The sequence below is a fragment of the Paenibacillus hexagrammi genome (assembly GCF_021513275.1).
Taxonomy (GTDB): domain Bacteria; phylum Bacillota; class Bacilli; order Paenibacillales; family NBRC-103111; genus Paenibacillus_E; species Paenibacillus_E hexagrammi.
The window spans coordinates 1,382,729-1,398,487 of the sequence record NZ_CP090978.1 but is presented as its reverse complement, the minus strand read 5'-3'; the positions used below and the strand labels follow the sequence as shown (position 1 = coordinate 1,398,487).

Genomic DNA, 15,759 nt, shown 5'->3' with positions numbered 1-15,759 from the left:
CCCTAACCCGCCAAGTCCCCCAGTAATTAAATAAATCCCCCCTCTTTCCAGGGAATATTCGCTTCAACTTGAATCGTCTCACATTCAATCCAGCCATGAACCATACGTTTATCATTTTGATATCGAATCCATTTATCAGAAGGAGTTTGACTATTCTCCAATAATTTCGCTACAATTCCTTCAGCATTCTCTGTGGTCTCTATTTCAATGCATTGCCCGAAAAAGTTTGGATTCTCCAAATGAGCAGTTCGTAACAGCCCCACAAGTCCGGAAAAGATTCGTTGTTGTTCATGATTGGCGGTTACAAGTTGAACAAACGTTTTGCCTCTTGGTCTTTCTTTAAAGAGACGATAGATCTCCTCAAATAATTGAATGGCATACGCCTGAAACCGCTTGTCCGGCTCTTGGCAGGGGGCCTGCATGGTCAGGAGGCGGACTTCCGGCATAGCTCTCCTCAAATGAGCTTCGATGCTTCGCTGTAGATTTTGACTTAACTCACAAAGGAATACATGATGATGGTCATAATCATCCAACTGCGATGCTTCTGCCGAGATAGAGATTGCTTGCTCTTTCCAAATAGGAGAAAGCAGCAAAGTTCCAAAAGGTTCCGTAGATCCTCCTGCCCCCAGCTCACCTTCTACAAATCTGCTTGTCAGTGCTTGAATGCGTACTCTAACGCTTCCTGTATCATCACAGATATCAACATCAAGCTTTTGAATCCTGTCTTCGGGAGAATTGCTGTTACTACGTCTAATGAAGGCCCACATCGCGGATGTGCAAGCACCAAAAATCTCAACTTCTTGCAAAGCAAACGGGAGCGATAATTTCAAAGAATTTTTTGTACCCATTTCTTCTTGATCTAGAGTTAAACCTATAGAAGCTTGTAAGGCTGAATCCATGATACTTGGATGCAAAACATATTGTTCTTCAGTATGAGAGAGAGAGGTCGGTAGCGAGAGCATTGCCAGCACTTGTCCCTTTCCAACAAATATCTTCTCAATCCCCTTATGACCTATTCCATACTCAATTCCCTTTCTTTGATAAACTTCGTAACATTGTTCCCGTGTAAGAATACTTTGGCTGCACTCGGATTGTATTGCTTTTAGATCTAAGGTGATTCTTTCCGCAGCAGGTTTCAGTATCGCGGTACCCTGGTTATGCACGATCGGTTCGGTATTAGCCTCATCGGGTTTACTATACACTTCATAGGCAATTTCTCCATGCTCATTCGCGTTTAGTTCAATATGCAGCGGATACCTTTCATTGTCCACAATGACCGGGCGGGACCAAACGATATTTTTCAAACATACGGAAGTTGGTCTGGATTCCTCCATGGCCTGTTCTATAGCTGCTCTGGCCATCTCCAGGTAAGCTACTCCCGGCAAAACGCGCTGCCCTCTTACAACGTGGTCGTTCAAAAAAAACTCCCTGCCTGTAAATGTGGATGTAAATCGCTGTGTGAATAGGCTGGAAGTATTTTGGTGTAATAACGGATGAATGACCGAAGCAGCAGATACGGATGCTGTAGGTTTGGTTTGTATGATATTTTCAGGCAGCCAATAACGTTCTCTTGCGAATGGATATGTAGGAATGTTGATACGCCTTGGTTGATCCTGGGTAACATATAGATGATTCCAGTCAAATACAAACCCATTTATCCACAAATCCAATATGTTCCAGTAGTCGCCTTTTTGAATGTAACTTTGCAGGATCTTATATGTATCTTCATCTGTGTTCGATAGCCCCGCTTCATGTTTGCTCTTTTTAATCTGGTTAAAACGTATAGATTCCGATGCATGGTCTGTCATGTAGCTTTCAAGGGCCTTAAGTAATTCCTCCCTCGAATTGATTAATAACGCCAGTCGATAATCCATCGCCAATCGCCCAACTTGTAAAGTGTAAGCCACATCGTGTAAGCTTACCGATTTATTCATTTCTACAAAGTCCTTGATGGATTGGGCATAGGCTTTTAGTTGTTCTTTACTTGCAGCAGATAGGACAAACAGGGGCGGTTGAGCCGGTTTTACCCCGTTCGGAACTGCGCAGGATGTGTTCTCCTGAAGATATTCTTCAATCACAATATGGGCATTGGTTCCACTAAACCCAAAAGAACTCACGCTGGCACAACGGGGCAGTCCTGCTGGTACCTCCCATGGTTGTAATTCCGTATTTATATAAAATGGGCTGTCTTCAAGGGTAATATGTTCATTTAACGTTTGAAAATGGATCGTTGGCGGCAGCATACGGTGTCGCATTGCCATTAAAACTTTAATGACACCGGCAATTCCAGCCGCTTTAATGAGATGCCCAATATTGCTTTTAACAGATCCTAAAGCACAATAATTCTTCTTATCGGTAAAGGACTGAAACGATTCAGTCAGAGCCTCAACCTCAATGGGATCCCCCAGTTTTGTTCCCGTTCCATGTGCTTCTACCATAGAAATTCTTTCCGGATTAATACCAAAACGCTCGTAAACTTCTTTTTCTAATTGAATCTGTGAATTCACGCTGGGAGCGGTAATGCCGTTCGTTTTTCCATCCTGATTGACGCCCCATCCCCGAATCACACCATGAATCGGATCTCCGTCTCGAACCGCATCTTCCAACCGTTTCAATAAGATAACTCCTACACCTTCACCTGGAACATAACCGTTCGCTCGTGTATCAAAACTAAAACAACGGCCATCTTGAGATAACATGCCCGATTTTGTATTGGTGATAAAACCTGCCGGGCTTAAAAATAAGTTAACCCCGCCTGCCAAGGCCATATCACAATTTTTCAAGACCAAGTTATTACATGCTTCCGCAATAGCTACTAGTGAAGAAGAGCAGGCGGTGTCGATCGCTAGACTAGGACCTTTCAAATTTAGGAAGTACGCGATGCGTGCCGATAGAATCGCCATGGAACTTCCCATATAACCTTGAGCGGATAATTCTTCTTCAGGTGTATGCTGTCTGTAATCACCGGGGCCACAGCCTACGAAAACACCACAGCGGCTTTCTGATAAGCTGACAGGATTCAAACCAGCATCTTCAATACAATGCCAGCAATTTTCCAAAAACAAGCGCTGCTGGGGATCCATCAGCTCTGCTTCCGTTGGTGAAGTTCTAAAAAATAGAGGATCAAATACATCCACATCCTCTAAAACGCCCAGCCATTTGCAATTCGTTTTTCCGGGTGTTTTCAACTCAGGATCGTAATAATCATCGATAGACCAACGATTTGATGGAATCTCTGAAATACAATCCTTCCCCTGACTCACATTATCCCAAAATTCTGCTACCGTTTTTGCCTTAGGAAATTGTCCCGACATCCCTATGATGGCAATCGCTGGATATTCATGATCTGTTGCCACGCGTTCCTCTGTGGATAATACCTCTTCCCCCATAAGTGGTTTGGAACGTATATGATCACAAGCTTTCATCATTAGCCATTCAGCAATTTGATCTACGTGACGATTTTTCCAATGTTCATAGGGAGTTCCTTTTACCCACTGATTAAAAGCGCCCATCGCCGGACCGCATGGGATTAAGAAATTATCTTTCTCAGATTCATCACCATTTCGGGTGACCTGACTACAATGGGCAAAATACCATTTAAAGATCAAAGCCATTTTATATCGAGGATTCTCTTCGGCTTCCCTTAGCTGTTCCGATTTTTTCCCTTTTTTATATTCACAAACCTCAGTCCATACTTCAGCGAATGTCTTCTTGAAATATAAGGTTTCAATTTGATTCTTGATCGCCTGTGGAATATCTTCAAGCGAATGGTAATTCATGTACAATTTATATAAATGGTTTGCACGTGCGTGAAACTGCGTGCTTTTCTTAACAACTTGTGCTTTCGCACCAACTTCAAACATATCTCCGGCAATCGTAATTGCCGTATCATGGATTGTAATGGTATGTAATAGATCTTTGATTACTGGATGAGCGCCGCTTTCGACGGTACAATGATTAATCGAACCGGTAAAAATGAAATCAGCACCCAATGTAAAGGCTGCGGCAGCAGCCTCAGGTGTGCCGATGCCGCCCCCGCAACCGATCATAATCTCTTCTTGATATTGATATTGGCGCTGTAAGCTATTTTTTAAAGAAATAACGGATGGGATTAATGAAAACGAAACTCCTTGGTCTGTATGTCCTCCGGAATCGGCTTCCACAGCAAGATCATCTGCCATAGGGATGTATTGCGATAACCTTGCCTCCTCATCGCTAATCAATCCTTCGTTTAATAGCTCACGAATGATAGGCATTGGAGGCGGTGATAAAAATAATCGCGCTACTTCCAGTCGGGAACACTTACCGATGATGCGTCGGGGAATTACAATCTTGTTCCCATGCTGAACGAGACCTTTCGTGCGAAAATAGACTAATGGCAAGGTTAACTGAGCATAAGCCGATGCTTCTACGACCGGAATTTGATATTTTAGAAATAATTCTACGCGTTCCCATTCTTCTTCGATATGATCCAAATTGCGAATTAGACACATACCGAACGGCTTGTCCGGTCCAAGCTGAGTTTGCAAGCTTGTAATATGCTCCTCGATTTCGCTGACACTCAGCCCAGCGCTCCCAAAAATACTTAATAGATCCGCTTTGCCCATAGCAACGACTAATGGTTCCGAAGCGATTCCCCGTCCCATAGAGCCCGCATAGTAACTCCATTTACAATGATATCGTTTTTGAAATATCGGATTTCCCAATAACTCAGGTTTTACGTTCGATGGATTGAAAGTGTCTTGGTCAGGTGCTGTTGGCCGTAATTTTAATAACATCTTTTCAGCATCCTCAGGAGTCATCGTCCCTGATTGCAATGCCTGGAAGATCTCTTCCGGATTCATATTGACCACCTCATTATTTACATGCTACAACCGTCTATTTCATTTGAAATACCATATAAGGCACTAGTAAGGTCTGTTATTGTACTAGCTTCTTTCAGCAAGGCTAAAAAACTGCAGGGCTTGATCCGCTCCAAGTTTCCCCTGATGAACTTGTTGGATCAGTGATTGCAAAGAATTTGATGAAGACTTTTGCGAAGGAATTTCCGGCGTGTTCCGCTTCTGTTCTTTCAATTCCTTCTCCAGGAATCCCAGAAAAGCCCGAATAGTGGGGTAATCATATATTTTTGTGGTTTTGATGGAAAGTCCAAACTGGCTATTGATTTCCTGAATCCACTCAACACCGGTAACCGAATCCAACCCCATATCCACAAACATGGTATCTTGATCAAAGGCATCGGAAGCAATGCCCAACATATTCGCCAAACTGTGTATTACCGTTTCCTCTAACCTGTTAGCTGGTATGGATTCCTGACGGTTTATTGCCACATTCATCTCGGATGGCTTGGATATGTCCAATGCATCAATTCGTCCATCATTCATTGGTTTCAAAGCAATCCCTTTCGGCTTTTCGACATATGCAGCTTCTGCATCTGTACGAATTGCAGACGATGGATACGAAACTTGCAGCAATCCCGTTTTTTGTGTTTTCGATTCTTTTTCGAACAGTTTGACGAATTGCCTGATTGTTGGATAATCATAGATTTTCGTGGTTTTGACAGAAAGTCCGAACTTGTCATTGAGCTCTCGAACCCATTCAACACCAGTAATCGAATCCAATCCCATATCCACAAACTTTGTATCGATATCCAGGACGTTTGCTGGAATACCCAAGGTATTCGCCAGACTGATTATTAAAGTATCCACTACAGATTGTTCCTCTTTCTGTATGGATGGAGGATGAGATGAAATGGGTTGTAGTTCCGTTTGGCTTTTCGGCAGTTGAATGGCCTGTTCAAATGTTGGAGTAGCGTTGACAGCTTGCGGCTGTTCGGGATACCAGAAACTTCTTCTGTTAAACGGATATGTAGGTAGAGGAATCTTGTGGTTGTTCTCGTTCATAAATAAATGGTTCCAATTCAAGGAATAACCTTGAATATACAGATATAACAACACCGATAACTTTTCTTTATAAGAGTCAGAAGATATATCGCTGAATTCCCCTAATTCTTCAAGCAGACTTTCACCATATTCTTTTAATTCTTTTAGTACGGGCTCACGTTTGGGGGATTGATTGGTATCGTTGCTAAAGTAATATGTTGTTGTCCCATTTTGAACAATCTCTACAAGCTTCTCTTTTAAATCCGCTGCATCTTTGGCAATAAAAGCGCAGCGAAACAGGAAACTGCTTCGTCCAATGAGCAATGTATAAGCGATATCTTCAAATCGATAGTTTTCCGCTTCCTTTTCCAACCATGTGCTAAGATCCAACAGCTTTTGATGCAAGGCTGTTTTGGTTTTTGCAGAAAAAACGAAAGGATAGTACGGCTTACTATCCATATGGGGACTGCTCTCGTGCATAGGTGCTTCTTCCATGATAAGGTGGCAATTCGTTCCACTAAATCCAAACGAGCTGATCCCCGCCCTTAAAGGGGTCCCCTCCTTGCGTTTCCATTCCAGCAATTCCGTATTTAAGAAAAATGGGCTGCTATCAAAATCGACATGTTCATTAACCTTGGTAAAATGAATGGTCGGTGGAATTTTGCGATATTTCATCGCCATTAAAATTTTAAGAACTCCAGCCATTCCGGCAGCCATAATCGTATGCCCGAAATTAGGTTTATGAGACCCGATCGCGCAAAATTGAGTTTTATCGGTAAACATCTGGAAAGCTTCGGTTAATGCTTTGAATTCAATGGGATCGCCCAATTTGGTTCCCGTACCATGGGCTTCCATGTAACTAATGGTTTCGGGATGAATCATCGCTTTCTGATATGCCTCAACAAGCAAGGCTTTTTGCGAAAGTGAACTAGGCGCTGTGATGCTTTGCGTTCTGCCATCCTGATTAATGGCCGAACCCTTGATGACTCCATAAATATGATCTCTATCTTGGATCGCCGCATCCAATCGTTTCAATAGGAGAACCCCTACCCCTTCACCTACTACAATACCATTCGCATCGTTATCAAAGGTTTTACATGTCCCGTCAGGGGATAACATTTCCGTTTTGGAGGCCATAATCATAAACTCCGGTGAATTAATGACGAAGACTCCACCGCCTAATGCAACTTCAGATTCTCCTCTACGGATACTTTCACACGCATAATGGATGGCTACAAGGGAGGAGGAACAAGCTGTGTCGATGGCTAAACTCGGCCCCTTAAGGTCTAAAAAGTAGGAAATTCTTGAAGCCAATATAGACATATCCGTACCCAAGAATGTAAGTGCATTGATATCGTTTGCTAACAACGTCTTTTCTTTATAATCCGAGCTCCGCCCTCCAACAAAAACGCCTGCTTTTCTTCCCGCCATCTGTTCAATCGAATAACCGCTGTCTTCAATGGCCTTAAAGCATTCCTCTAAAAATAACCTTTGTTGAGGATCCATCCTCTCTGCTTCACGGGGCGTAATATTAAAAAATTCGGTATCAAATTTATCGATATCTGTAAGTAACCCGCCCCATTTGCTTGTTGATTTATTTTTACGGGCAGCATTACGATCATAATAGTCTTCTAGATCCCAGCCTCTTCGGTCAATTTCTGTTACGCAGCAATCTCCGTTCTGCAGGTGCTCCCAAAATTGTTCAACGTTTTCAGAACCAGCAAACCTGCCTGAAACACCAATTATGGCTATATCTGAATCCCGCTTAACCTCATCAGAAAAGCGAGCTTCATTTTCTTCTTTAATTGGCTCTTTAGCCTTTAGCGAGTCTTCCGCTTGTACTAGCTCTTCCGCCTTAGATGGATCCTCGGCTTTTTTTCGCTCAGACTTTACTTTTTGTTTTCTATTAACCGGTTGGTTCTTTTTGCCCGAAGGAACGTCCTGATCCTGCATGTTTCCGTATTTTGCACGGATATAATCAGCTAGTTCCCTAACACCTCGGTAATCAAAAACAATTTCGACTCCTAAATCAATCTCTAACTTATGATTAATTGCTTCTATGAAATCTACCGATAGCACTGAATTCATGCCTAGTTCTATAAAGCTTTTCTCCATATCCAGAGAATCCCTTGAAATCTGAAACAAATCCGTGATGATAGTTATCAAACTTAATTCGATCTCTTCCTGAGAATCCAATTGCATACCCTACAGCTCCTCTACAATGGTTTTTCCCCAACAGCCATATACAGTTGACGAACAAGAGCATGCTCTTTACTTTTAATCATGTTCCTCCATTCAATCGATATTTCCCCTAGTGACTTACTTGATAAGAATCCATCTTGTACTAATTTCGTTGGAATACCTATCCCCTCTGATTGAAAGAAAATCTCTTCCCCTACAATTTCACTATGAGCACAAATAATTTCCAAATCGATCTTCGAAAATCCCCCTTTTTTCATAAGCATCGGCAATTCCTGCCAATTCGCGGATTCCCTCCCTCGGAGTACCTCGACTTGCAATACGCATCATAAAGTTCTCTTAATTGTAAAATTTGAGGATATGTAATAATATGCATTTCAAAATCATTATCGACAAATACAGCCTTACCACCAGGCTTCAGAATCCGAAAAATTTCACGAACCGCATCGATCGGATCCGGCAGATGCTCTAACACAAGTCTGATTATCGCAAAATCAAACGTATTCTCAGGTAACCCTGTCTCCGTAATCGACCCTTGAGATATGTCATAACGTGTATCATGTTTCTGTGCCAAATAACGCTTGGAATAATCCACTAATAACGGATCAATCTCCATCATCGTGATATGCACACTACCGAAATGCTCCAAAATTTTTTCAGATAGAAATCCGGGCCCTGAACCAATTTCTACAACAGACATTCCATCGATCAAGCCAAACTCTTTGTAATGCTTTAGCTCCTTGTCCCAAAATAATCCAACCTGTGCTTTTAATCGATCAAGTTCTTTTTCGATATTGCTAGCAATCGTACTGATTTGATAGGAACCTTGTTGACTCATGGACACGTCCTCCTTGATTTAAGGCGCCAATTTCTGTAAAAAAGGAACAATTTGATCGGCAACTGTGCGCCATTTTGGATCTAACATCATATCGTGAGAAATATCGTTAAAGATGACAGGTTCCGTGTTATAGTTCTTCCCAATGCTATGAACTGTCTTCTCTGGAAAAAACCAGTCCTGCCTGGAACCCATGACCAGCATTGGAACCTTAGTCGATACTGACTTAGGAACGAACCGTCTCATTGATTCGTGCTGAGCTTTTGTTGATTCCGGTTTTAATAACCCTAAGTATTCTTCTCTCTTTTCATCAGGTAAGTCTGGAGATAAAAAAGCTCGAGACGGCATATGAGGACTTCTCCCCTTATCAAATAGCCGAATTTGATACAGTTCTTTAAAACGTGTAAACAACAAGCGCCGAATATCTCTAGACATGCCATTCGGAGGTATCGAAGCCATTAGAACGGCACCCTGAATTTTATCTGGATGCGAGCATATTATTTTTTGAACGATCGCTCCACCTAAGGAATGTCCGATTAAAACCGGTTTCTTATTCATAAGCTGCATGACCTCAAGTACATCATTCATATAATCGTTCAATGAAAATGAATGAATTTGTTCATTCCCTTCACTTTCTCCATGTCCCCGAAGGCTTAACGCATAAGAAGGAAAACCCTTTGATGAAAAGTACGGAAGAAAATGCTCCTTCCAACACCATGCACCATGACTTCCACCATGGACGAAAAGAAGTGGTGTTTCACTGGCGATTCCATCAGGTACATATGTTAAAATTTCTAATTTCATCTCTTTCACCTCGTATTCATATATAGAATTAATTAAAGCATGCAATAGATCTCATTCTGTAATGAAGTAGTCTGGCTGCTTCCGTCATTAGCTTTTCACCGATTTCATCCACATGACGGTTTTGCCAATTCTCCATGCTCGTACCTTTAACCCATTGGTTGAACGCTCCAAGTGCCGGTCCACATTGTATTTGAAAATCTACTTTATGCTCCTCCATGCCTTTAAGCGCCCACTGCGTGCTATGACCAAAATACCATTTGAAAATCAAAGCCATTTTGTATTTGGGATTGCGTTCCGCCTTCTCAATCTCTAGTGGAGGATGAAATGCTTTGCAATCCTCATACACCTTATCAAAACTACGCTGAAAGTACTTTTCTTGAATATGATCTTTCGTTTTTGGATCGATTTCGTCTATGGAATTATTATGAAAATACAAATCATATAATTTATTGGCCCTAGCAGGAAAAAATACACCTTTCTTTAAGACCTGTACCTTGGAGCCTAACTCAAACATATCGCCAGCCGGTGCATATTCCGTATCTTGAATATTAATCTGCTGCAGTAAATCTTTAACTGCGTTACTTGTATGAGCTTCCGCCGTACATTGATTAATGGAACCGGTCACAACGAAGTCTGCCCCTAAAATGAAAGCGGCAGCAACAGCATCAGGTGTTCCAATACCTCCAGCTGCTCCAACATTCATTTTCCTATGATACTTATATTTCGCCATCATGTTATCCCGAATTTTCATCATAGCGGGTATCATCGCATAAGCAACACCGCCATCTGTATGTCCACCGGAGTCCGCCTCTACACAAATATCATCAGCTACAGGAATTCCTTTGAGCAACTCTGCCTCTTCCGTTGTTATCTTATTTTCAGCTAAGAGTTTATTAACAATTCTTTCTGGGGCTGGGCTCATAAACATCTCCGCCACTTCAGGACGAGATACTTTCGCAATTATTTTATGGAGAGAGATAACATTCCCCGACCGGTCCCGTGTTAATCCTTTCGCCCTATACTTCACTAAAGCAGGAGTCATGCTTATAAAAGCAGAGGCTTCAATATGCTTGATGTTGTATCTCAAATAAAGATCAACGGTCTTTTCTTCCATTTCGGGAGCGTTTAAATTCATAATGAAATTCATCCCGTAAGCTTGACCTTGTGAAAGTTCCTTTTGGATATATTGAATGGCGTCTTCAATTTGGGATAGCTGCACCCCCCGCTCCCAAAGAAACCCAGCATCCCGGCTTTCCCTACTTTTACTACCATTTCTTTGGATGCAATCCCTCGATACATGCCTCCGGTTACATAGGCGTATCTCAGATTATAATCTTTTTTAAACTCACTACTCCCTAAAGATAATGGTGATATCTCTTCTTCATCGAATCTAATTTCCCGGTAAGCCTGAACCAGGAGCCGTTGATTGATCATCAACAGGCTGCGCTTCAACCTGTAGAGGTTTTTCATCCAAGATAAAGTTTTCATCATGTTCCATAGTAGTAATTATTAATGGTTCGGCTTCCCTCTTAATTCGTTGGATGAGTCCGGTTAATACATTGCCTGTTCCAATCTCCTCAAATTCAAACTCCTCTAAGCCCATTAAATATCGGATACTCTCAGTCCATTTGACAGGATGGGTAATTTGGTCAACCAGATTCTGTTTAATCTCGGACTGCTTATAGGGTCTGGCATGAACGTTGGATATGACCGGTATTTGAATACTGGAAAATGTGAACGTTTCCAAGAACTCTTTAAATTCATCTTTTGCCTCTTCCATATACCGGGAATGAAATGCGCCACTTGTTTTAAGTTGAGTAAACATAATAACTTCAGGTATTGCTTCAAAAAATGGTTTCGAATATTCAATATCAGATTTAGGTCCCGAAATCACAATTTGAAAGGGCGAATTTAAATTCGCAATATCAATATTTTGTAAATGATTCCTCCTTATCACATCTTTTACCTGTTCTTCACTTAGGCCAATAACGGCTGCCATACCACCACCGGTGGCGCGACTCATGAGTTCCCCCTCTTTTTGACCAATTTCAATCCGGTTTCAAAATTAAATGCGCCTGCTGCAAATAAGGCATTGTATTCTCCTAAACTATGACCAGCAACAAAGTCTGGTTTTCTTACTGTTTCCCTGATTCTTTTTAAATAACTAAACGCATTGACTATGTATAATGCAGGTTGGGTATATTGGGTTAAATTCAAGTTTAAATGAGGGTCTTCCGTACATAATTCTTTAACAGAGAAGCCTAAAATTTGATCCGCTTGCAACGTCAATTCCTTAAATTCATCAAATAGTGTACCGCCCATTCCTTTTCTTTGAGAGCCTTGACCGGGGAAAATAAATGCAACCATCTTCTTATTACTCTCCTTTGTAAACTAAACTTGACTACTATTCGCTGAAGCCAATACTGTAATCTTACCCTGTAAACTTAAATAAGCCTGGTTTGCATTTCAGGCATAAAAATGCACCCCCTAGAATGTTTTGGATCAACCAGGTGGTTATCCAATATCCATTCTAGGGGGTGCACTTCAAAGAGCATAGCTTCCCTCTTTCATGTACTAAAAAAAGCTACACTACATGTGGTAACAATATGTAATCTTATCCAAATACAAACGTGCCGAAACAGCGATTTGCTTAATATAAGATTATGAGGTACGGAGAGTAACCGTAATTCTTTCTTTGGGTCTATTATACAAATCGAAATAAAATGACGTCAATTCTATGAAAGTCCTAGTTCTTTTTGCCTAAAATTAGAAATTTTGACAAAATTCGATTAGTCAATCAGACTCTTTCTTCAAGTTGATCACGAAGAAATAAGAGACCAAATCCCTGTAAATGGTATTATTTCTTGATTCTTCTTGATTTATCAGATAAGATTTTCATGATTCCATGTTTTTTCTCATCTACGAAACTTGCTTATGGAGAAATACTATCGAGGTGATCATTCTGGCTTGGTATGTTATCTTTGTTCAAAGCGGTAGAGAGTTTACAGTCAAGAGCTACATCAGTAAGTATTTTGATTCCAGCAGGGTACGATGCATGATTCCACGAAGGAAAGTGCCGGAGAAAAAATCAGGTGAAACTCATAATGTCATTAAAACCCTTTATCCTGGGTACGTTTTTGTACAAACGACGTCCATTACTTTTTCCATTTATTATCAATTATGCAAAGCCCCTTACATATACAAATTTTTAAATTACTTAAATCCTCGGGACAAGCAAATATCTGAAGGAAGCCACATGAATCAAAGCAATCCGGACTCTACCGAATGTCCAAAATTGCGGTTCGACGATCCCATTGATGAAGCGCTCTATTTTCAACGAGTTTCGGATGAAGAGATGTCAACCGTTTTAAATTTATTAAATCATGATGATGTAATCGATTATTCAAAAATATACGTTGACGGTACAAAAGTTCACGTTGTATCTGGACCCCTAACAGGCAAAGAAGGAATTATCAAAAAGATCGATAAGCATAAGAAGCGTGCAAAAATATTATTAAACATGGTCAATACTACAGTACTGGTCGATGTAGGCATTGAGTTGATCAATTCTTTATAGTCTGCCAAAAGAAAACTCCCCTAAAAGCAAGAAGTCTATTTAACAAGTCTTCTCCTTTTTATGGGGAGCCTATGAATTACCAAAGACAATGAATAAATGCTAGCGGAACTTCAACAATCTGGCGGGACAGATCATCTTCTTGGGTACAAGCAGCAAGAAGATGCATTGCATCCAAGTGACAGCTGTAAAAATAATAGTCATCAGCCTGAGGTGAGAACCAGAAGTTTTCTTTGCTGTGCTTAAAGGAGAATGAATTCATAGGGATGGATAAGCCCATCCCCCTTGCTTTCATATAACTTTCTTTTAAGGTCCAGAGTTTGAAAAAATACTCCGTTTGTTCGATCCCATCCTTGTTTAATAAATCCATATATTCATCACGGCAAAAAAATTGTTTCGCAATATTTATATGGGCCGTCCCTATCTGCTCAACATCCACTCCGATTACTGAACCCGTTGTATTCCAAATCAGGGCAATCCAATCGCCGGAATGCGAAAGATTAAAAGAGAAATGCGGTTGATAAAGAAGATAGGGCTTCCCATACGGATGATAGCCAAAGTGGATCTGTTCATTAGGCAGATTGTACTCCGTAGATACAATAGCCCTAACAAGCAAGTCTCCCAATAACGAACGATAGGAATCGGGAGTCTTATGAAATTTTTTGATTTTATTCAGTTTCTCTGCACTTGCTTTTTGGAGAAGCATTTCCAAGTATTGAGGATCCAAAGAAACAGGTAACTTTAATACCGTAATTCGCGTCGTCATTTGATAGCTTTCCTTGAGGCCAAGCCGTTACACATTCACACGCATCCGCTTCTCCACAGATGCCGTGACATCGGCGACGGTAACAAAACGCCCGGCACTCATATCCCCATCCTCGAATTCGAAGCCAAACTCCTCTTCGAGCGCAACAATCGCTCGCATGTAGCTTAATGAATTAACCCCCAAATCTTCCAAATGATCCAGCATTCCGATGCGTTCAATACCGAGGATTTGCGACCAAATGTCCACAATCTTGCGCTCTAGCTCCGTCACAGGCGGCTTGTATTCAGTCAGAGACGCCGACAAGTCCGGCTCCGGAAGCGCCCTGCGATCTACCTTGCCGTTGGCGTTCAACGGCATGAGCGGTAACTGAATCATATAGGAAGGCAGCATGTATGAGGGCAGCGTGTGGGACAGAATCGATCTGAGTTCACCTGGACGAATCGGGCGGTCGCCCGTGTAATAGGCACACAGATGGCTTTGACCAGTGTTATCCTCCTTCGCAATAACAGCCGCTTCTCTGATCCCGTCAACTGCTAGCAATCGGGATTCGATTTCCCCCAGTTCGATTCGATATCCTCGAATTTTAACCTGATTATCCATTCTCCCTAAGTATTCAATTGTCCCGTCAGGCAGCCATCTTGCCAAATCCCCAGTCCGGTACATCCTCTCTCCCGGGAAGAAAGGGTCTTCTACAAACTTTTCAGCATTCAGTTTCGGTAGACCAATGTACCCTCTGGCCAAGCAAACGCCAGCTATACAGAGCTCTCCCGGTACTCCCTTCGGCTGAAGCTTTCCGCTTGGGCCAAGCATATAGATGCGAGTATTTTGAATCGGCTTTCCAATCGTAGGCACATCCGGGATGTCCCGCCCGCTCTCATCGGGACTTGTCAGTGAAGCTATGGTGACGACATGTGTTTCCGACGGTCCGTAGTGATTGTGCAGCACGACCCCAGCTTCCCGTACAAACCGCTTCAGATTATGGTTCGCCACCAGTTGTTCGCCTGCGACGACCAAGTGCTTTAAGTGTCCCTTCGCCAACTTTTCCAGGAGTCCTTTTTCCGAAGCCAAAAACTTTAGATAGGACGTCGGAAAGAACATCGTTTGAATGCCGCAATCAACTGCGAATTCAATCAGTCTCTCCGGATGCTGCTTATGCTCCTCCCATGCTATGTGCAGCTGCGCACCGCTTAGCAAAGCCGTGAATATTTCCTGGTAACAGACATCAAAGGAAATCGTGGCAAACTGGAGCACACGGGAACCCAAAGGCACTGGGTCATTTTCTTCCCTCTGCGCCAGAATCAGATTAGTCATGGTGCGCTGCTCCAAAAGCACCTCCTTTCGGCGTTCCCGTGGAACCCGATGTATAGATTACATACAGCCCATCGGAGGTTGTGCCAGGATTCAAATTGGACACTTCCTGATCAGCTGCTGACGCAAGCCATGCATCGAATGAAAATCCACCGATGGCATGGAACTCTTGGTTCAATTCGGCATCTTCCGCAATCAAGAGAGCTGGACAACTGTTCTCCAACATGTACCGAATACGTTCCTTTGGAAGCCCCGGATCGATTGGAAGCACGGTAGCGCCGGCCTTCACCACGGCAAGCACGGATTGCACAAATCGCTCCGAACGGCCCAAGATAAGGCCAACGATTTGTCCGCGAGTGACGCCCCTATGTTGCAGCACTCGAGCCATTCG

General features: G+C 42.2%; 9 protein-coding genes and 1 pseudogene. 1 reads left to right on the top strand and 9 read right to left on the bottom strand.

The window, feature by feature from the left end:
* Positions 1 to 26 precede the first annotated feature (26 nt).
* The 6 genes and pseudogenes from L0M14_RS06255 to fabD all read right to left on the bottom strand — a co-directional run bounded on the left by L0M14_RS06255 (position 27) and on the right by fabD (position 12,087).
* Positions 27 to 4,844, bottom strand: a complete 4,818-nt coding sequence (locus L0M14_RS06255) for a PfaD family polyunsaturated fatty acid/polyketide biosynthesis protein (protein ID WP_235121333.1) — start codon at positions 4,842 to 4,844, stop codon at positions 27 to 29.
* Between the two features lie 84 nt (positions 4,845 to 4,928).
* The gene (locus tag L0M14_RS06250; protein ID WP_235121332.1) at positions 4,929 to 8,084 is read right to left on the bottom strand and encodes a beta-ketoacyl synthase N-terminal-like domain-containing protein; all 3,156 of its coding nucleotides are present in this window, start codon (positions 8,082 to 8,084) and stop codon (positions 4,929 to 4,931) included.
* A gap of 14 nt (positions 8,085 to 8,098) precedes the next feature.
* Entirely contained in the window at positions 8,099 to 8,347 is a 249-nt protein-coding gene (locus L0M14_RS06245) for a hypothetical protein (protein WP_235121331.1), read from the bottom strand.
* Positions 8,338 to 8,919, bottom strand: a complete 582-nt coding sequence (locus L0M14_RS06240; protein ID WP_235121330.1) for a class I SAM-dependent methyltransferase — start codon at positions 8,917 to 8,919, stop codon at positions 8,338 to 8,340. Before L0M14_RS06240 ends, L0M14_RS06245 begins: the two co-directional genes overlap by 10 nt.
* 18 nt (positions 8,920 to 8,937) lie before the next feature.
* A complete protein-coding gene (locus L0M14_RS06235) occupies positions 8,938 to 9,720 on the bottom strand; it encodes an alpha/beta hydrolase (protein ID WP_235121329.1) in 783 nt (260 codons plus the stop codon).
* Between the two features lie 28 nt (positions 9,721 to 9,748).
* Positions 9,749 to 12,087: pseudogene (gene fabD, locus L0M14_RS06230) on the bottom strand (ACP S-malonyltransferase).
* A gap of 538 nt (positions 12,088 to 12,625) precedes the next feature.
* On the opposite strand from fabD, the gene loaP reads away from it, so the two are divergent.
* Positions 12,626 to 13,297 (top strand): antiterminator LoaP, encoded by a 672-nt coding sequence (gene loaP / locus L0M14_RS06225; protein ID WP_235121328.1) that lies wholly within the window; start codon positions 12,626 to 12,628, stop codon positions 13,295 to 13,297.
* 76 nt (positions 13,298 to 13,373) lie between these two features.
* Here the strand turns inward: loaP and L0M14_RS06220 are convergent, their stop codons facing one another.
* From L0M14_RS06220 to L0M14_RS30910, 3 genes are read right to left on the bottom strand one after another with little or no spacing between them, the layout of a single operon-like run.
* The gene (locus L0M14_RS06220; protein ID WP_235121327.1) at positions 13,374 to 14,060 is read right to left on the bottom strand and encodes a 4'-phosphopantetheinyl transferase family protein; all 687 of its coding nucleotides are present in this window, start codon (positions 14,058 to 14,060) and stop codon (positions 13,374 to 13,376) included.
* 27 nt (positions 14,061 to 14,087) lie between these two features.
* Positions 14,088 to 15,371, bottom strand: coding sequence for a non-ribosomal peptide synthetase (locus L0M14_RS30915; protein WP_260115444.1), 1,284 nt, complete (start codon positions 15,369 to 15,371; stop codon positions 14,088 to 14,090).
* A complete protein-coding gene (locus L0M14_RS30910; RefSeq protein ID WP_260115443.1) occupies positions 15,364 to 15,747 on the bottom strand; it encodes an AMP-binding protein in 384 nt (127 codons plus the stop codon). Before L0M14_RS30910 ends, L0M14_RS30915 begins: the two co-directional genes overlap by 8 nt.
* Positions 15,748 to 15,759: the final 12 nt, after the last annotated feature.